Consider the following 17,908-nt stretch of genomic DNA (forward strand, 5'->3'; position numbering starts at 1 on the left):
GGGCCGAGGTGAGCCGTGCGCGCGCCGCACTGCCGTGCGCGGGGTGGGGCCCAAGGCCCGCCAGGCCCTGCCGAAGCCGAGCCCGAAGCCGAGCCCGGAGCCGGAACTGAGCCCGGAGCCGAAGCCGGGGTTCGGCCGGGCCGGGGCCCCACCCGTCACGTCAGTCGCCTGCCACCCGTTGTGCGCGGCGGCGACGGACCGGTGTCACAACCGGTCGACGGACCTGTGCGGTCACCGTCAGAGGTTCACACCGAAGTCCGTGGCGATGCCGACCAGGCCCGAGGCGTAACCCTGGCCGACCGCGCGGAACTTCCAGTCCGAGCCGTTGCGGTACAGCTCGCCGAAGACCATCGCGGTCTCCGTGGCGGCGTCCTCGCTCAGGTCGTAACGCGCGATCTCCGTGCCACCGGCCTGGTTGACGATGCGGATGTAGGCGTTGCGCACCTGGCCGAAGTTCTGGCTGCGGCTCTCGGCGTCGTAGATGGAGACCGGGAAGACGATCTTGTCGACATCGGCGGGCAGGCCCGCCAGGTTGACGTTGATGGCCTCGTCGTCGCCGTCGCCCTCGCCGGTGCGGTTGTCACCGGTGTGGACGATCGTCTGGTCCGGCGTGGACTTGTTGTTGAAGAAGACGAAGTGGCCGTCGGAGACGACCTTCCCCGCCGAGTTCACCGCGATCGCGGAGGCGTCGAGGTCGAAGTCGGTGCCGGTGGTGGTACGGACGTCCCAGCCGAGGCCGACCGTGACGGCGGTCAGGCCCGGTGCCTCCTTGGTGAGCGATACGTTGCCGCCCTTGGACAGGCTTACAGCCATGGGGATGTCCCTTTCGTCGTGTGTCCGGGCTCCGGGTGGTCCGGAGCAGCCGTCACCCCACATAACGCGGTCGGCCGTCGGCGGGTTCCAGCTCCTTTACTTTCTTTGCTTTCCCTCTCACGGGCACCCCGAGCGGACCGCCCGCCCGTCCTGGAAGAGCCCGCCCGCCCGGGATGTCCGGCCGCCCTGAGAGGCCTCGCCCAAAAGGATGTGACGCGGACGGTGCCGGCGCGCGACCATGAAGTCATGTCCGGACCCGCTCATGTCATCAGAGGTTCGGTCTCCCTGCCGGAGGCCGAGCTCATGTGGCGTTTCTCGCGGTCCTCGGGCCCCGGCGGCCAGCATGTCAACACCAGCGACTCGCAGGTCGAGTTGCGCTTCGACCTCGCCAAGACCCAGGCACTGCCCCCGGTCTGGAAGCAGCGCGCGCTGGAGCGTCTCGCGAACCGACTGGTGGACGGCGTGATCACCGTACGGGCCTCGGAACACCGGTCCCAGTGGCGCAACCGCGAGACGGCGGCGGTACGGCTGGCCTCCCTGCTGGCGGAGGCCACGGCCCCGCCGCCGCGTGCACGACGCAAGACGAAGATCCCGCGGGGTATCAACGAGCGCAGGCTGCGCGAGAAGAAGCAGCGCGCCGAGACCAAACGCGGCCGCTCGGGCCGGGACTGGACGTAACGCGCCCAGCCGCGCGGCACCCGCGCGCCGTCCCGGCGAAGCCGATCCGGCCGAGGCCCTTCGGCGTCGGCCCGGTGGCCTCGCACAGGGCACGTCGGAGGAGGCGGCGCGCCTCCTGGCTCATGACGACGGCGGCGAGCAGGCGCCTATTGGCCGCGGCAGGTCCTGAGGTAGCTGAGGAACGATGCCTGCAGCCCGGTCACGTGCGTTTCGCGCATGAGTGCGCTGGTGACGGAGCCGTTGCGCGCGGTGAGGTGGTGGAGGAACGAGGCCGCGTTCTTCGAGAGAGTCTGATAGACCGCCAGGTCTCCGAGGACTTCTTTGTCGTTGAGTGTCAGGTGGAGCTTGGTGGCGGGCAGGGTGTCGCCCATCTCTCGAAGACGAGCGAAGACCTGGCTCTCCTCGTTGATGATGCCGGGGCTGCCCGCGCCGATGCTCTCGAAGAAGGTGCTCTTGGTGAGCCAGGCGTAGAGGCTGAAGAGTCCGCCGTAGGAGTAGCCGAAGAGGCCGTGCCCGCTCGGGGCGGTGCCGTAGTCGCGTTCGATCCGCGGGTGCAGGTCGTCGGTGAGGAAGTTCAGGAACATGTCCGCGCGACTGTCGTTCAGTTCAGCGAGGTAGGCATCGGCTTGTTCGCGCGTCATCGTGCCTGCTTCGACCCTCGACTCCACCGCATCGATGAACTCCTTCGCGATGGGTTCGCCGGGGGGCACCAGGTCACGGTTGCGCAGCCGCTCCCAGTGCTCCGCCTCCTCACCCGCGTAGCCCACGCTGACTTGGACATAGGGCTGGATCGGCTGCAAGGGGTCCAGTTGCGTGACGATGAGCGGGGCGGTCAGGCCCACGGTCCAGTTGCCGTCGAGGACGTACACGACAGGTGCTTGCGCCGCGGCAGGGTCGTAGTTCGGTGGGGTGGTGACCCAGATGCCGTAGTCGTGCCCACCGCTGGAGCGCATCTCGAAGTAGTCGGTGCCGGCGAGGCAGCCCTGCCACATGGTGCTCATCTGAAGTCCTTCACGATTGGGCCGGCCTGGACGACGAGGACGGCGTAGGCGGGGTCGCGCTGGAGGAACCGGGCTGGGGCATGCGGCCGTTCTCGACAGTGACGTCGAGGTTGCCGGGACCGCGCCCCGATCCGTCGATGACCGCCGCGCCGACTGCCTGAGCAGGTCCCAAGGCCGACCCTCCGCCGTTTTGAGCTGACTGCGACCGTGTGCGAAGCAGCACGGGATCGCCTATCATTCTTGTCCAATGGAAAAACCATAGGAGTGATTCTGTCAACTTCGGACCACAAGGGCAGAGCGCCGCGCGAGCGGCTCCTGGCACGGCTTCTCGACGCCTTCGGAGAGGCCCTTCCCCCGCCGGAGATGTCGCTCCGTGAGATCGCCGCCCGGATCGAGACCAGCCACGCCCTGCTGCGCTACCACTTCGGGTCGCTCTCGGGCACCCTCGCCGCCATGCTCACGGCACAGCGGTCCCGTGACAACGAGACGCTTCTGCGAGCAGCCCAGCAGGGCACCTTCGACGATTTCGTCGCGGCGATCTGGCGTACGTACACCCGGCCGGAACAGCTGTCTCGTGTCCGGGGCTTCTTCCACGTCGCCGGACTGGCCGCGTACGAGCCTGAGAAATTCCGTGAGTTCGTGGAGTCGATCGGCGACCTCACCGTGACGCTGTCCTCACTCGCGGAACGCGAAGGGCTCGACACGGAGGAGGCGCGGAATGTGGCCACCGTCACCGTTGCCGCGATACGCGGCCTCCTTCTGCAGGAGGTCCTGACTCCCGGAACCCGCCCGGAGGACGCGGTCACCTTGATCCTGCGCATGAAAGAGGGCCGGTCCGATCCGCGATCACATCCCGAGCGCTGAGCAGGCGCGCCGATCGGACGAACGCCGGCGGTCGGCGGCGACCGTCCGCGGCGAGGTGGATCTTCGTGGTCGGCCCACCGCGGGAGCGGCCGAGGGCATGGTCGGCGGGCTCGCCGGCCGGGGCCCCTTTTGGCGGGCCCCGGCGGCGGGCTGGTGTGCACGCACGATCATGGAGTCGACCGCGACGGCCCGGTCCAGGCCGCCTTCGGCGTCGGCCTGGGCGAGCAGGGCGGTGAAGACTCTGCCCCAGGTGCCGTCGGCGGCCCACTTCCGCAGCCGGTGGGCGCCCTTCCACGAGCCGAAGTGCTCGGGCAGGTCCATCCACGGCGTGCCCGGGCCGTACTTGAACGCAATCGCGTCGATCACCTGCCGGTGATCACGCCACCGCCCACCCCGCCGAGGGGTCCGGTCCGGCAGCAACGGCTCGATACGGGCCCACTGGGCGTCAGCCAACGACACACCCGGACCAACGATCCGATGATCCGAAAGAAATGACCTAACCCCGGTCCAGTTGCCGGTAGCGGCCCTTGTAATACATCAGCGGGCCGCCTTCCGCCGCCGGCAGCCATGCCGTCAGGACGCGGCCGATGACGAGGGTGTGGTCGCCCGCGACGACGCGCTGCTCCGTGCGGCACTCGAGGGCCGCCAGCGAACCCTCGACGAGCGGCGCTCCCGTCACTTCCCCCCGTCGGCAGGGCAGGTCCTGGAAGAGCAACCGGTCGCTGAGCCGGCCCTTCATCGCGAACCGCCCCGCGATGTGCCGCTGGTTCTCGGCGAGCAGTGAGGCCGCCCACAGCGGCTGCTCGAGGAGCAGGTCGTCCATGCGGGAGCCGTTGCGCACGCTGACCAGGACCAGGGGCGGGTCCAGGGAGACCGACATGAAGGCGGTCGCGGTCATGCCCGCGTCCTCGCCGCGCGGGCCGTCCGGGCTCAGGGGCGGTTCGTACGCCGTCACGAGCACCACCCCTGCGGCCAGCCTGGCCAGGGCGGCGCGGAACTCGTCGTCGCTCACCCCTTCAGCATGGGGGACGGCATCGGCGCGGGGCGTGGCGGATGGCGTGGAGCGGTTCGCGGCGTCTGGGGTCGTCTGGGGCACCTGTCGACGCTAACCGCGGTTCTCCCGCCACCGCATCGGGCCACAGGACCAGCCGGGTCCTAGGACCACCGCACGCGGCCCTAGGATGCACCCGCCGCGGGCTCTGAAGCGGGTTTCCTGGAAGGCGCTTCCTGGTACACGCCTGGTATTTGCGTTCGAAAGCTGTCGGAAACGATCGGAGGCTGTCGAAGACGCTCGATGGAACCGCTCCCATCAGACGTTCCGGTGCTCACTTCACACTCTCGTACGATTGTGTGACTTGAGTCACAGAGTGGGGTAATTGTTGACCCTGTGTACCGAGTGCACAGCTCGCTGTGATTCAGTGGCGGGGAGTGCGACACGAGAGTCGATGAGAATCCTGGAGTTGCTGTCGAGGTCCCGGGGAGAGCGAGCGATGGAGACCGAGTCGGAGCCGTACGTCCGCCTTGCGACCTTGCGGCAGTTGCATGACGCCGTCGCCGAACTCTTCACCGCCCGTAGCCTGGCGGACACGCTCCAGACCGTCGCGGACGGCGTCACCAGAGGGCTCGGCTACGAACTCGCCTGCGTCAACATCGTCCAGGCCGACGGCGATCTGGTCGTCGCCGCCTTCGCCGGCAGCCCCGCCGCCGAGGCGTTGATCACCGGCCGGGTGGGCTCGCGCGAGTCCTGGGAGCGGCGGCTGAGCATGGGCCAGAGCTGGGGCGATCTGCGTTTCATACCCCATACCGAGGGCTGGGTGCTGCTGGAGGACGACGTCCCGCAGTGGTACACGGAGGGGCCCGAACCGCGCTTCGAGGACGAGTGGCACCCCCAGGACCGGCTCTACGCGCCGATGTACGCACCGGCACGCCGGGACGGCCGCCCGGCCCGTTCGGAGGGGCGGGAGGGCCGGCCGGACGGCCGCCGGGAGGGCCGGGAGGTCCGCTGGGACTGTCCCGAGGGCGCCGAGCGCTCCGCGGACGGCGGTGGTCGCTCCCCGGGCGGCGGCGGGCGCGAACTGCTCGGCGTGATCTCCGTCGACCGGCCGCGCGGCGGCCGGCGTCCCGGACCCTGGGGGCAGGAGGCGCTTCAGATGTATGCCTCCCAAGCGGCCATTGCGATCAGTAACGCTCGGCTTCGAGCAAACATGCAACGCGCCCTGGTCCGTCTCGAGCGCGAACAGCAGGCGCTGCGGGCCAGTGAGGAATCCTTCCGGCAGGCATTTGAATACGCGCCGAGCGGCATGGCCGTCGCGGACATGGGCGGCGACCAGCACGGCCGGCTGCTGCGCACCAATGACGCGCTCTGCCGCCTGCTGGGCCGTCCCGCCGCCACGCTGCGCCGCTACTCGTTCTCCGAGCTGGTCCATCCCGAGGACATCAGGACGCTGCTCCGCACCTCCGCCGAGGGCGGCCGGGCCGAGCTGCGGCTGGAGCGCCGGGACGGTTCGTACGTCTGGGTCTCGCTGCGCAACTCCGTCGTGGCCGACACCGCCGACGGACCCCGTTTCCTGCTCACCCATGTCGAAGACATAGAGGAGCGCAAGAGCCGCGAGATCCAGCTGGCCCACCGCGCCTCGCACGACTCGCTCACCGGCCTGCCCAACAGCGCCGAACTGCGCGCCCGGCTCAGCGCCAGGCTCTGCTCCCGCCCGGACGCCGTACGGGAGGCGCGGGGGGCGCGGGGTACGCGGGACGCCGCGGTGCAGGCCGTGGACGCCGCGTACGGCGGTTACGAGGGATACGAGAACCACGAGGCGTACGAGGGGTACGAGGGACGCGCGGACTATGAGGGACGCGGGGGCTACGACGGCCGCGACGGTTACGAGGGCTACGAAGACTTCGGTCCGCTCTCCGGCGACCCCTTCGACCACCACGAGCACCTGGTCGCCCCGAGCGACGATCCCGATGCCGACGACGGCACGAAGGGACTCGCTGTCCTTTTCTGCGACCTGGACGGCTTCAAATCGATCAATGACCGTTTCGGGCACAACACAGGCGATGAGGTTCTGATCGAGGTCGCTCGCAGGCTGACCGCCGGGGTTCGGGACGGCGATACCGTCGCGCGCCTCGGAGGTGATGAATTCGTCGTCCTCGCCGACGGTCTCGGTGCGGCGGACGCCGCCGATCTCGCCGTGCGCCTGCGGAACGCGATCATCCCGCCGATCCGGGTGGACGGCCGGGCGGTCCGCGTCGGGGCGAGCTTCGGCATCGGCTGGGCGAGTTGCGGGATGTCGGTGGAGGAGGTCCTGCAATCGGCTGACCAGCGGATGTACGTGGAGAAACGCTCACGGAAACAGGTGCACCGGCGAGCCGGGTAATCGCCTCCTCCGGGTAGCCTCACCCCAGGGGGGTGGCCACGAGGCTGCCGGCTCGTCCGCGTCGTGTGTGCGCGGTGGGGCATCGGGAATCCAGGAAGACGCACGCCGGCATTCGGGACAGGGCTGGGACACAGCCGCGATCGGTTGTTCATCCGAGGGCCGCAGAATGGCTGCCACCCGTCAAGGCCCGTCCATGCGTTTACCCGTTCGAGGTAGGCTCGGCCGGTCGGCGACGCTGGCGATATGGTAAGGAGTGACCAGGGATGACGGCCGGGAACAACGGCACGAGCACGCCCGAGGACGACGACCCGTTCGGCTATCTGTACGAGGACGGCCAAGCGGGCGCGGGCGCGGGCCAGCGCCGCCAAGGCGGTTACGGCTACCCCGGTCCCACGTCACCCGGCGTGCCGAGGACCTCGTACAACCAGGTCAGGGCGGTCGGCGAGCGCCAGTACGGGCAGCAGCAGTACCAGGCTCCGCCGCAGCAGGCGCCTTACGGCCAGCAGCAGGCGTACGGCCAGGCGCCCTACGGGCAGCAGCCGAACCCGCACTACGCGGCGCCCGAGACGCAGCCCGGCGGGGTCCCCGGCGGTGGCGCGCCCGCCACCTCCCACGGCCATGGTGGTGGCCGTGGCGGCTCCCGGGGCGGTCCCAACACCAAGGTGCTGCTGATCTCCGCGATCGCGGTGGTGGCGGTGGTCGTGGTGGGCATCACCGCGGCGCTGCTGTCGAACAGCGACGACCAGAAGGACGAGGCGACGGGCGGCGGTTCCGTCCCGTCCGCCTCGGCCGGCCAGACCGGGGAGCCGAGCTCCGAGCCGTCCGACGACGGCGGCAAGGACGAGAAGCCCGCGAACGAACTCCCGAAGCAGGACGCGGCGACCCTGAAGCTGAACCCGCCGGCCGCCCTCGGCACGGACATCAAGGGCGCGAAGGGCACCGGCGGCGCCTATGTCGCCTTCAACGGGGTCGGCGGAGCCGCCAGTTGGCAGGTGGACGTGGACAAGGCGGGCGCGTACACGATGTTCATCACGTACAGCGTGCCGGGCAAGGACGCGGAGACGTCGCTGACGCTCAACGACCAGGAGCCTCGCAAGATAAACATGTCGAACTTCGCGCAGGCGTCGGAGGGCGACTGGGAGAAGGGCTGGACGCGTACCTACGTCTACGTCAACCTCCAGGAGGGCAAGAACGACCTCAAGATCTCCTGCGAGGACGGCAACCAGTGCGAGGCGCTCCTTGACCAGGTGTCGTTGAAGGAGGGCGAGGTCAAGGGCTGAGGGCCCTGCCCCACGCCACCACGCCCCGTCCGCCGCTCGACTCCGCCGGACACCCCCGGCCCCACCGGCGCCTCGCGCCGCCCCGCCCGTCGCCCCGTGTCGCCTCGCCGACCGGGGCGCGGTCGTTGCCGCCCGGCGCCGAAGGGCCGGTACCGGAGGGACGGAGGGGGCGGTCCGGCGACGCGGAGGCCGGCCGCCGGAGGTCAGGCAGGCAGGTGTTCCGTCACGGCGACGCGCGCGAGCAGGTCCTCGTACGCGCCGGCGTCGAACTCGCCCGCCGTCGGGGCCAGTACCGTCGCGGCCGACAGGGCCACCGCCCGGGTCAGCCGGTCGGGCCAGGAGAGCCCTTCGACCAGCGCGGAGAGCAGGCCGGCCACGGCCGAGTCGCCGGCACCCGTCGGGTTGCCCCGGGCCGGGGCGGGCGGGGACGCCTGCCAGGTGCCCTCAGGGGTGGCCGCGAGGACCCCGTCCGGGCCGAGCGAGGCGACGACCGCGTGCGCGCCCCGGCGACGGGCGTCGCGGGCGGCGCGCAGGGGCTCCCGGGCCCCGGTGAGCTGGGCGAGCTCGTCGGCGTTGGGCTTGACCAGGTCGGGGCGGGCGCCGATGCCCCGGCGCAGCGGCTCGCCGCTGGTGTCGAGGAGGACGGTGACGCCCGCGGCGCGGGCCCGGCGGATCAGTTCCCCGTACGCGCCGACGTGAATCCCGGGCGGCAGGCTGCCGCACAGCGCCACCGCCTCGGCATCGCCGAGCAGACGGTCGTAGGAGGCGAGGAACGCGGCCCATTCGGCGGCCGAGACCGTCGGTCCCGGCTCGTTGAGCTGGGTGGTGTCGCCGGACGCCGCGTCGACGACGGCGATCGTACGGCGGGTGGACCCGGCGATCGGTACGAGCGCGTCGACCGGCGGCTTGAAGACCGCACCAGGGCCGGTGCCCGTTCCGTCTCCCGTACCGCCGCCCGTGCCTGCGCCCCCGCCGGTGCCCGGCCCCGTGCCCGGGTCCGCGCCGGGCGCCGCGCCGCCGGTTCCCCTGCCGCCGTCGAGCAGTTCCCGTACGACATCGCCCGTCCGGCCGCCCGCGAAGCCGGTGACCACGGTCTCGTGTCCCAGCGCCGCCAGCACCCGCGCGACGTTCAGGCCCTTGCCGCCGGGACGCTCGCTGACCTCGGTCACGTGGTGCGAGCCGTGCGGCACCAGCGCGGGCGTCCGGTAGGTGATGTCCAGGGCGGCGTTGAGCGTGACTGTCAAGATCATTACGTCACACCCCTGTGTAAAAGCGTGGAGCGGCCCTCGTTCGGCCGGCTGTCGTCGTAAAGATCATGTCAAAGGCGGGGCGGTTGGCCCAGACGTGGGGCCGACCGCCTTTGTCCTGCCCTGAGCAGGGGTGTTCGTTCGCGTCGATACGCCCCTACTCGTCCCCCGTCTTCGGGCCGGCCGAGCCGGCCGGGCCGATCAGCCGGCCGAGCGGACCGGGCCGATCAGCCGGTCGCCCCGATCGGACCGACCACCCAGTCGCCCTTGTGGAGCACGCCCTTGAGCGAGAAGTCCGCGTCCAGCACCACCGCGTCCGCGTCCTTGCCCGGCTCCAGCGAGCCGACCCGGTCGTACACGCCCAGCAGTTTCGCGGGATTCGCCGAGATCGCCCGGACGATGTCCTCGACCGGCAGCCGGTCCACCGTCGCGGCCCGCCGGAACGCGACGTCCTGGGTCAGCGTGGACCCGGCGATCGTGCCGTCCCCGGCCAGCCGGGCCACCCCGCCCCGGACCTCCACGGCGAGCGGCCCGAGCTGGTAGCGCCCGTCGCCGAAGCCGGCCGCGTCCATGGCGTCCGTGACGAACGCGACGCGGGCCGCGCCCGCGCGGTGGAAGGCCAGCTCCAGGGCCGCCGGGTGCAGATGCGTGCCGTCGTTGATCAGCTCGACCGTGACCCGCTCGTCCTCCAGCAGGGCGGCGACCGGCCCCGGCGCCCGGTGTCCGAGCGGCGGCATCGCGTTGAACAGGTGCGTCGCGACGGTCGCGCCCGCGTCGACCGCCTCGACGGTCTGCTCGTACGTCGCGTCCGTATGGCCGACGGCGGCGATCACGCCGTGCTCCGCCAGGAGCCGTACGGACTCGATGCCGCCGGGCAGTTCGGGGGCGAGCGTGACCATCCGGGCCGTACCGCGCGCCGCGTCGAGCAGCTTGCGCACCTCGGCGGGGTCGGGGTGGCGCAGCAGGGCCTCGCTGTGCGCGCCCTTGCGGCAGGGGGAGATGAACGGTCCCTCGAAGTGGATGCCGGCCAGCTCGCCCTGCTCGACCAGCTCGGAGAGGAGACCGGCGCGCTGCGCGAGGAAGCCGGTGTCGCCGGTGACCGTGGAGGCGACGAGCGTGGTGGTGCCGTGGGCGCGGTGCGTACGGATGCCGGTGAGGACCTCGTCCACCGGTCCCGAGGCGAACGAGCCGCCGCCCCCGCCGTGGTTGTGCAGGTCCACGAAGCCGGGGACGAGCCAGTGCCCGGAGAGGTCCAGCGTGGTGGCGTCGTCCGGGGCGGCGCCCACGATCCTGCCGCCCTCGACGATCACCCGCCCGCCGTCCACGATGCCGGTGGGCAGCACCACCCGGGCCCCGGCGAGAACGGTGCATGCGGCGCGAGCGGCCATCAGGGGTTTACCTCCGTGGGTGCCGGGGCGAGTCGGGCCGCCGGGGTGGAAGACGCCGGGGTGGAAGGTGCCGGGGTGGAAGACGCCGGGGTGGAAGGTGCCGGGGTGGCAGGGGGCGAGGCGGTCGATCGGGACGGCGGGGCGGAGCTGTACATGTCGGCGCCGGCGGTGAGCAGGTCCCAGGCCAGCAGCCCCGCGCCCAGACAGCCGGCCGTGTCCCCGAGGGCCGCCGGGACGACCCGGGGGACCCGCTGGAACGTGACCCGCCGCTCGATCGCCGCCCGCAGGGGCGTGAACAACGTTTCCCCGGCCTCGGCCAGTCCGCCACCGATGATCAGCGTGCGCGGGTCCAACAGGGTGAGCGCGGTGACCAGGCCCGCCGCGAGCGCGTCGACCGCGTCGTCCCAGACCCGTACGGCCCTGGGGTCACCGGAGTCCACGGCCTCGGCGCAGTCCGCCGCGTCCGCCCCGGGATCGCCGCTCGCCGCCGCCCAGGCGCGGGTGACGGCCCCGGCGGAGGCCAGGGTCTCCAGGCAGCCGCGCTGGCCGCAGCGGCACTCGGGGCCGTCGGGCCGTACCACGACGTGCCCGATCTCCCCCGCGGAACCATGGGCTCCGGCCTCTATCGCGCCACCGATGCAGATGGCCCCGGCGATGCCGGTGCCCAGCGGGACGAACAGGAACCGGTCGGTGCCCCGGCCCGCGCCGAGCCGCCCCTCGGCGAGGCCGCCGGCGCGCACGTCGTGGCCGAGCGCGGCCGGTACGCCGCCGAGCCGCGCGCTCAGCAGGTCGCGCAGTGGGACGTCGCGCCAGCCGAGGTTGGAGGCGTAGAGCGCGATGCCGCGCTCGGCGTCGACCAGGCCGGGAACCGCCACGCCGACAGCGGCGGCCCCTTCACCGTCCTCCCCGCCGAAGTGCTCCGCGCCGTACGCGTGCAGCTCGGCGGCGAAACCGAGGACGGTCTCCAGGACGGCCTCGGGCCCGCGCTCCCGGCCGGTCGCGCGCCGCGCCTGACGCAGCAGCGCGCCGTCCGCGCCGACCAGGGCGGCTTTGATGCCGGTGCCACCCACATCCAGGGCAATGACATGTCTCACGGTGACAGTCTGGCGCGTAGATCGTAAGAGGTCTAGTCCACTACCGCGACGAGCGGGCCGAAGGGGCGCGGCCGCGCGTCGGCGGGGCCGGGGCTCGTGGGTCCGGGGGTTTCGATGCCCGACGCGTCCCGGGCGCCCCTGTGTGCCGGGTTTTCCGTGACGTCCGAGGTGGGCACGTATGGCGGCGGGTGGGTCGACAGTGGCTTGGAGCGCCCCCGGAGGCGAACCGAGCCCCAAAAAAAAGGGGAGGCTGTTGCGAAAGCGAAATGATCGTCGCCTGGACCCCTCCCTTCCTGGCGGGGGAAAATCGCATGTCCTTAGGAAAAAAGGATCAAGGACGGGGGATTGGGGCGTGCGACAGCGCTGCGTGGGCGTGACGGCGGCAATTGCCGCCCTGGGCATGACAATTGCACTTTCCGGTTGCGGTAGCACAGGGACCCCTCGGAGCGTCACGCTCCGGCTCGTCGCCGCGGAGTACGGCACGAACTCGGACACCACGACACAGAAGTTCTGGTCGGCGCTGGCCCTGGCCTTCGAGTCCGAGCACCCCGACATCAAGGTCGACGTGCGGGTCCGGCCGTGGAAGACCATAGACAGCGACATCGCGGAGATGGTGGCGGAGGGCAAGGCGCCGGACCTGGCCCAGGGCAGTTCGTACGCCGATTACGCGAAAGGGGACAAGCTCTACACCGCGGACGAGGTCATGTCCGTACCGACGCAGGCGAACTTCCTCTCCCAGCTGTCGGAGGCCGGCCGGGTCAACCGGATCCAGTACGGCCTGCCCTTCGCGGCCTCCACCCGGCTGCTCTTCTACAACAAGAAGCTCTACCGGGACGCCGGTCTGAGCGCCCCGAAGACCTGGGACGACATCGAACGGGACGCGCGGGCGCTGGCCGAGCGCGGGGTGACGACGCCGCTGGCGCTGCCGCTGGGGTCGGAGGAGGCCCAGAGCGAGACGCTGATGTGGCTGCTGAGCGGCGGGGGCGGCTACACGGAGACGGCGGACGGCTCGTACAACATCGACTCGCCCCAGAACGTCAGGACCTTCACCTGGCTGAAGGGGCTCGTCGGCGAGGGCCTGACGGGCCCGGTGCCGCCGTCGAAGCTGGACCGGGCGACGGCGTTCAGCGCGTTCAGCAACGGCCAGGTGGGCATGCTCAACGGCCACCCGGCGCTGCTGGAGGCGGCGCGGAAGCGGGGCGTCGAGGTGGGCGCGGTGCCGCTGCCGGGCGTGCGCGGCAAGGCCAAGTCGTCCATGGGGTCGGCGGACTGGATGATGGCGTTCCGGCAGAACGGCCACGGGAAGCAGATCCGCGCCTTCCTGGACTACGTGTACGAGGACAAGAACGTGCTGGACTTCGTCGGGCGGTACGACCAGCTGCCGGTCACCTACAGCGCGAACGAGTCGATGGCGGGGAACCGGAAGTACGCGGACCTGGAGAAGTTCCGGTCGGCGCTGGACAGCTCGGAGCTGTTCCCGTACGGCAAGACGTCGTGGTCGAGCGTGAACGAGAGCATCAAGAAGAACATCGGCCGTGCGGTGGAGCCGGGCGGCAGGCCGGCGGACGTGCTGGGGCGGATAGCGAGGGACGCGTCGGCCGCCGAGGTGGCGGAGTAGCGTGACGGGGACACGAACGGCGGAAGCGGCGGGAGCAGGGGAAGGGACGTCGGTGCCGGTGGGACCCGAAGAGGAATCCGGGGGCACGGGCGGCGCGGGGCTGTCCGAGCGGGATCTCGCGGTGCTCGCGGTCGAGCGGCGCGGATGGCCGGGGCCCGGGGCGAAGGAGCGCGCCATCCGGGAACAGCTCGGTATGTCCCCGACCCGGTACTACCAGCTGTTGAACGCGCTGCTGGACGATCCGCGCGCCTTGGAGTACGACGCGGTGACGGTGAACAGGCTGCGCAGGGTCCGCGCCGCCCGCCGCGCCCGCCGATGAGCCCCGTCCCCGTGACCCGTACCCCTGTCCCGCGAGGGCGTCTCACCAGCGGCGGCGCGAGGGGCGGCACCCGGCCGGCGCCCGGCCGGCACGCCGCGGGCACAAGAGGGTCCACCAGGGCGGTCAGTGCCCCACGCAACCGGTTCCACCGATAAAGTCGAACCTATGGGCAGCCATTCGAACCCCCTGCCGCGGCCGACGACCATCGCCGGCGCCGACGGCCTGGCCGCGCTGCTTGCCCGGCCGGGCGAGGCGGTCGTCGCGCTCGACTTCGACGGCACCCTCGCCGAGATCGTCCCCGACCCCGAGCAGGCCCGCGCCCACCCGCGCGCCACGGCCGCCCTCGCCGCTCTCGCGCCGCACCTCCTGTCGGTAGCGGTGATCACGGGTCGGCCGGCCGAGGTCGCGGTCCGCTACGGCGGCTTCGCCGACGTCCCGGGCCTGGAACGACTCGTCGTCCTGGGCCACTACGGGGCCGAGCGCTGGGACGCGGTCACCGGCACCGTCCGGGCGCCCGCGACACACGAGGGGGTCGCGGCGGTCCGGGCGGAACTCCCCGGCTTCCTCGACGGCGTCGGCGCCTGGCACGGCACCTGGATCGAGGAGAAGGGCCGGGCGGTCGCCGTCCACACCCGCCGCGCCTCCGACCCCCAGGCCGCCTTCGACGCCCTGCGCGCCCCCCTGGCCGAACTCGCCGCCCGCCACGGCCTCATCGTCGAACCCGGCCGCATGGTCCTGGAACTGCGCCCGCCCGGGATCGACAAGGGGGTGGCGCTGACCGAGTACGCCCGCGAGGTGGGCGCGGAGACGGTGCTGTACGGGGGCGACGACCTGGGAGACCTCCCGGCGTACACGGCGGTGGAGAAGCTGCGCCTGGAGGGCCACACCGGACTGCTGGTGTGCAGCGGCACGGACGTGCCCGAACTGGCGGCCCGCGCGGACCTGGTACTGCCGGGACCGGGAGCGCTCGCGGACTTCCTGGAGCACATCGGCCGACGTCTGGGCTGACTGGCACGCCGTACAATCCGGCTGTGGTGGATGTGCGGGTGGGGGAATTACGCAAGAGCCGCGAGCGGTTGCGGCAGCGCGGTGACGAGGCCGACAAGGCGGGGGACCCGGCCACCGCCGGTCTGATGCTCTTCTACAGCGCCGAGTGCGGGCTGAAGGCAGAGATCCTGGACCGTGTGCTCAAGGCGCGGGACACCTCGATGCTGCCCGCCGAACTGAGGACCCACAACCTGCGGGTCCTCGCCAAGGAGTTGCGTCTGCCGGCGGTCGTTCAGGACGCGGTCAAGTCCTGCACGCGCAAGAGCCGCACTGATCAGCCGCGGGTCCTGGTGGCGCCCAAGGAACTGCACGAAGCCTGGCGCTACGGTGCTGATCTGGACCCCGAGGAGCAGAACGAGGCACTGGCGGCCCTGCGGAATCTGATCGAGGCGGCACGCACGTGCCCGTGACCGGAGGAACGATGGTGGACAGCTGGGCCACGGCGGCCTCGACGAACCTGTTGACCTGGGTCGATGTCGACGAACGCTGTGCCGGACTGGCGGTCGGGGGCCGATGGCCCGAATGGCTGCTGGAGGCCAGTGCCTGGTGGGACGGCCTGGAACTGACGGTCGCGCCCGGCACTCAGGAGCCGACGGTGCGGGACTGGCTGGACGCCGCCTTCGGGAGGGGTTCCGTGGAAGGCGAGCCGGGGGAGCCCGTCCTGATGCTGGACCGGCCCCAGGGGGTACCCGCCGAAGGGCTGCCCGTCACGGTGACGCCGGACAACTCCTTCGATCCGGGGGACCGCACGCCCCGGCTGAGGCAGCGCAGGATCACCGGGCAGCTCGCCCGGCCGCTGCCCCGGGGGGAGGAGCCGGGCCTTCCCCACGACGTACAAGTGATCGCCTTCCACTCGTTCAAGGGAGGAGCGGGGCGCACGGTGCACGCTGTCGCCCTCGCCGATCTCCTGGCCGCCCGTGGTCACGGCGTCCTGTTGGTCGACGGCGACCTGGAGGCCCCCGGTATCACCTGGATGCACCAGGCGCAGGGCGGCGCGTGCGATGTCAGCTACGAGGACCTGCTGGCGCTGCTGCACGGGTCGACGGACGGCGACGCCGCACAGGCCGCACGGGTGGCTGCCGGCTATCTGCTCAACCAGGAGGCCGCCCGGTACGCCGACGGGAAGCTGGTGGTTCTGCCCGCCACCCGCAGGGCGCGGCTCGGTCCGCCGCGCATCGAGCCGGTGGACCTGCACACCCCCGGCCGGCCCCGCCACTTCCTGACCGAGGCGCTGGCGCACGTGGCCGCCGCCGCGGGCCTGGACACCGTGATCGTGGACCTCCGAGCCGGCGCTTCCGAACTGTCGGCGCCGATCCTGCTCGATTCTCGCGTCCAGCGAGTCTTCGTCGCGACCCTGAGCAGTCAGTCGCTCGACGGTACGGAGCGGCTGATCCGGCAGCTGGCGGTGGACGCGCCCGCCTTCACGGGCCAGGATCCGTCGCCGGCGGGCGTGATCACCCAGTACCGGCTGGACACCCACACCGAGGAAGTGACCCGCGCCCGGGCACGCCTCTCCGAGGCGCTGGAGGAGCTGTGCGTCGCACAGCCGACCGGCGACGCCGGGCTCCCCACACCGGAGGTGGACGCTCAAGTACTCACCGAGCCGCTGCTCAGCCCTTTCCGCGAGGAACTGCTCGCCCTGCCCCGGTCGTGGGACGACGTGCTGGACGTCGTCCGCCGCTGCGGGGTCGGGGAGCGTCTGGCCGAACTGGCACCGGTACGCCTCACGGCGCCGGACCCGGTGCCGGTCACCGATGTCTCCGACGGCCGGGAGCGCCTGTACGAGCGGGCCCAGACACTGATCTTCGCCGAGAAGACGGCCCTGGACGGGGCCCTGGGCTTCCTGGCCACCGAACCGCTGCGACGACTGGTGGGGGATCACCGCACGTCACTGCCCGTCGCTGTCGTCGTCGGTGCGAAGGGGGCGGGGAAGACCTTCACTTACGCAAGGCTGTGCGCGGAGGGCGAGTGGTCGCGATTCGCCGGGAAGGCCAACGGAACTGTCCAGCTCACGGCCCCGGTCGTGCCGGTACTCGATCCCACGAACATGGACCAGACGGCTGAGGGGCGCACCGGCCCGCAGGACCGGCGGAACGCGCTCGCGGGAGGTGAGGGAGCGAGTGCCCAGGACATCCGACAGATCATCAACGAGGGACTCCGAAGCCCGCACAGCACGGACGTGGACCACTGGCGCACGGTGTGGCTGCGGTGCATGGCCCTGGCCGCCCTGGGACCCGCGGCGAAGGACAAGGACCCCGAGACGCTGCTCGTCGACCACGGGAAGCGACAGCGTCTGCTCTTCGTCATCGACGGCCTGGAGGACTTCTTCCAGGTCCTGGACGGCGAGGACAAGCGCGCCGCGCTGCGTTCCCTGTTCACCGAGGTGCCCGACTGGCTGCGGACGCTGCGTGGCCGCCCGCTCGGCATCGTGATCTTCGCCCGGCGTGATCTGGTCCTCAGAGCCGTACGCCAGAACACGGGACAGTTCCTCGACCGGTACGCATCGTACGAACTGCGCTGGGATGTACAGGAGGCGCTGCGCCTCGCGCTGTGGGTGGCGGAGACCGCGCGTGCCGTCGCCGCGCCCCGAACGGATCTGATGGACCTCTCCGAGGACCGGATCGCGGAGGAGCTGGTGCCCGTCTGGGGTGCCAAGATGGGGCGTGAGAGGTCCCGGCAGGCCAGGTCGCAGCGCTGGGTGCCGGCGGCGCTGGCCGACTTCAACGGGCAGGTGCAGGCCCGTGATGTCGTGCGGTTCCTCAGCGAGGCGGCGGAACGCTCCCGGGGAGACTCCGACTGGCCCGACCGCCTGCTCACCCCGGCGGCCATGCGCGACGCACTGGTGCCGTGCAGCCGGGCGAAGCTGGACGAACTGGCGCAGGAGAACCCGGCCCTGGGTAAACGGCTCAGGAGCCTGGGGGAGTTCGCCGCCACCGTTCCGATGCCGTTCACTGCGGAGGACGTCCGGCTGGACGCCAACGGCGTCGCCGAACTCATGGAGGCGGGGGCCCTCTCCATGGACCTCGACGGCCGCTACCGGCTTCCCGAGATCTACCGGCACGCGCTCGGCTTCCGTACGGTGCGGGGAGGCGCACGCGTCGTGAGCTGAGTCCGGCGTTCCGATTCCGGCCGTCGCCGGCCCGTCGCCCGCTCCGGCCGCGGCGGGCCGGCCCGCTTCGGCA

General features: G+C 71.6%; 16 protein-coding genes. 9 read left to right on the forward strand and 7 right to left on the reverse strand.

Translation table 11 applies throughout. The features are described 5' to 3' along the window. Window positions 1–237 precede the first annotated feature (237 nt). On the reverse strand, window positions 238–813 hold the full coding sequence (locus IG02_RS0121225) for a TerD family protein (RefSeq protein ID WP_030750352.1): 576 nt from the start codon (window positions 811–813) through the stop codon (window positions 238–240). Window positions 814–1,059: 246 nt separating this feature from the next. Here IG02_RS0121225 and arfB point away from each other — a divergent pair, with 246 nt between their 5' ends. Further along, window positions 1,060–1,491 carry an alternative ribosome rescue aminoacyl-tRNA hydrolase ArfB gene (arfB, locus tag IG02_RS0121230; protein ID WP_030750355.1) on the forward strand — a complete coding sequence of 144 codons (432 nt, stop codon included), beginning with the start codon at window positions 1,060–1,062 and terminating at the stop codon, window positions 1,489–1,491. A 146-nt stretch (window positions 1,492–1,637) separates the two neighbouring features. Here the strand turns inward: arfB and IG02_RS0121235 are convergent, their stop codons facing one another. After that, on the reverse strand, window positions 1,638–2,492 hold the full coding sequence (locus tag IG02_RS0121235) for an alpha/beta hydrolase (RefSeq protein ID WP_030750358.1): 855 nt from the start codon (window positions 2,490–2,492) through the stop codon (window positions 1,638–1,640). 258 nt (window positions 2,493–2,750) lie between these two features. On the opposite strand from IG02_RS0121235, the gene IG02_RS0121240 reads away from it, so the two are divergent. Next, on the forward strand, window positions 2,751–3,356 hold the full coding sequence (locus IG02_RS0121240) for a TetR/AcrR family transcriptional regulator (RefSeq protein WP_199814062.1): 606 nt from the start codon (window positions 2,751–2,753) through the stop codon (window positions 3,354–3,356). Here IG02_RS0121240 and IG02_RS0121245 read toward each other — a convergent pair. Together IG02_RS0121245 and IG02_RS0121250 are read right to left on the reverse strand one after the other, a co-directional pair. After that, complete coding sequence (locus IG02_RS0121245) at window positions 3,339–3,815, reverse strand: IS5 family transposase (RefSeq protein ID WP_234314845.1); 477 nt, start codon at window positions 3,813–3,815, stop codon at window positions 3,339–3,341. The genes IG02_RS0121240 and IG02_RS0121245 overlap by 18 nt on opposite strands. A 37-nt stretch (window positions 3,816–3,852) precedes the next feature. Continuing rightward, complete coding sequence (locus tag IG02_RS0121250) at window positions 3,853–4,368, reverse strand: flavin reductase family protein (RefSeq protein ID WP_030750367.1); 516 nt, start codon at window positions 4,366–4,368, stop codon at window positions 3,853–3,855. 478 nt (window positions 4,369–4,846) lie between these two features. Between IG02_RS0121250 and cdgB the strand changes: the two genes are divergently transcribed. Together cdgB and IG02_RS0121260 are read left to right on the forward strand one after the other, a co-directional pair. Beyond that, window positions 4,847–6,733, forward strand: a complete 1,887-nt coding sequence (cdgB, locus tag IG02_RS0121255) for a diguanylate cyclase CdgB (protein WP_030750368.1) — start codon at window positions 4,847–4,849, stop codon at window positions 6,731–6,733. A 263-nt stretch (window positions 6,734–6,996) separates the two neighbouring features. Next, on the forward strand, window positions 6,997–8,013 hold the full coding sequence (locus tag IG02_RS0121260) for a carbohydrate-binding protein (RefSeq protein WP_030750372.1): 1,017 nt from the start codon (window positions 6,997–6,999) through the stop codon (window positions 8,011–8,013). A gap of 203 nt (window positions 8,014–8,216) precedes the next feature. On the opposite strand, the gene IG02_RS0121265 is transcribed toward IG02_RS0121260, so the two are convergent. The 3 genes from IG02_RS0121265 to IG02_RS0121275 all read right to left on the reverse strand — a co-directional run bounded on the left by IG02_RS0121265 (window position 8,217) and on the right by IG02_RS0121275 (window position 11,742). Further along, entirely contained in the window at window positions 8,217–9,263 is a 1,047-nt protein-coding gene (locus IG02_RS0121265) for a 1-phosphofructokinase family hexose kinase (RefSeq protein ID WP_030750375.1), read from the reverse strand. 224 nt (window positions 9,264–9,487) lie between these two features. Further along, complete coding sequence (nagA, locus tag IG02_RS0121270; RefSeq protein ID WP_030750378.1) at window positions 9,488–10,648, reverse strand: N-acetylglucosamine-6-phosphate deacetylase; 1,161 nt, start codon at window positions 10,646–10,648, stop codon at window positions 9,488–9,490. Then, window positions 10,648–11,742, reverse strand: coding sequence for an ROK family protein (locus tag IG02_RS0121275; protein WP_078854672.1), 1,095 nt, complete (start codon window positions 11,740–11,742; stop codon window positions 10,648–10,650). The genes nagA and IG02_RS0121275 overlap by 1 nt, the downstream gene beginning before the upstream one ends. 400 nt (window positions 11,743–12,142) lie before the next feature. Between IG02_RS0121275 and IG02_RS0121280 the strand changes: the two genes are divergently transcribed. The 5 genes from IG02_RS0121280 (at window position 12,143) to IG02_RS0121300 (ending at window position 17,835) form a co-directional block, all read left to right on the forward strand. After that, on the forward strand, window positions 12,143–13,360 hold the full coding sequence (locus IG02_RS0121280) for an ABC transporter substrate-binding protein (protein ID WP_078854706.1): 1,218 nt from the start codon (window positions 12,143–12,145) through the stop codon (window positions 13,358–13,360). 58 nt (window positions 13,361–13,418) lie between these two features. Further along, window positions 13,419–13,679, forward strand: coding sequence for a DUF3263 domain-containing protein (locus tag IG02_RS0121285; protein ID WP_030750386.1), 261 nt, complete (start codon window positions 13,419–13,421; stop codon window positions 13,677–13,679). 165 nt (window positions 13,680–13,844) lie between these two features. Continuing rightward, window positions 13,845–14,687, forward strand: coding sequence for a trehalose-phosphatase (gene otsB / locus IG02_RS0121290; protein ID WP_030750387.1), 843 nt, complete (start codon window positions 13,845–13,847; stop codon window positions 14,685–14,687). Between the two features lie 23 nt (window positions 14,688–14,710). Beyond that, a complete protein-coding gene (locus IG02_RS0121295) occupies window positions 14,711–15,136 on the forward strand; it encodes a hypothetical protein (RefSeq protein WP_158712359.1) in 426 nt (141 codons plus the stop codon). Beyond that, window positions 15,133–17,835, forward strand: coding sequence for a KGGVGR-motif variant AAA ATPase (locus IG02_RS0121300; protein ID WP_234314846.1), 2,703 nt, complete (start codon window positions 15,133–15,135; stop codon window positions 17,833–17,835). Before IG02_RS0121295 ends, IG02_RS0121300 begins: the two co-directional genes overlap by 4 nt. Window positions 17,836–17,908 lie beyond the last annotated feature (73 nt).

This window comes from Streptomyces sp. NRRL F-5135 (assembly GCF_000719775.1).
GTDB classification, from domain to species: domain Bacteria; phylum Actinomycetota; class Actinomycetes; order Streptomycetales; family Streptomycetaceae; genus Streptomyces; species Streptomyces hebeiensis.

Coding starts and splice junctions, on each gene's coding strand:
- IG02_RS0121225 (WP_030750352.1), bottom strand. CDS start 813: ATGGCTGTAAGCCTGTCCAAGGGCGGCAACGTATCGCTCACCAAGGAG.
- arfB (WP_030750355.1), top strand. CDS start 1,060: ATGTCCGGACCCGCTCATGTCATCAGAGGTTCGGTCTCCCTGCCGGAG.
- IG02_RS0121235 (WP_030750358.1), bottom strand. CDS start 2,492: ATGAGCACCATGTGGCAGGGCTGCCTCGCCGGCACCGACTACTTCGAG.
- cdgB (WP_030750368.1), top strand. CDS start 4,847: ATGGAGACCGAGTCGGAGCCGTACGTCCGCCTTGCGACCTTGCGGCAG.
- IG02_RS0121260 (WP_030750372.1), top strand. CDS start 6,997: ATGACGGCCGGGAACAACGGCACGAGCACGCCCGAGGACGACGACCCG.
- IG02_RS0121265 (WP_030750375.1), bottom strand. CDS start 9,263: ATGATCTTGACAGTCACGCTCAACGCCGCCCTGGACATCACCTACCGG.
- nagA (WP_030750378.1), bottom strand. CDS start 10,648: ATGGCCGCTCGCGCCGCATGCACCGTTCTCGCCGGGGCCCGGGTGGTG.
- IG02_RS0121280 (WP_078854706.1), top strand. CDS start 12,143: ATGACAATTGCACTTTCCGGTTGCGGTAGCACAGGGACCCCTCGGAGC.
- otsB (WP_030750387.1), top strand. CDS start 13,845: ATGGGCAGCCATTCGAACCCCCTGCCGCGGCCGACGACCATCGCCGGC.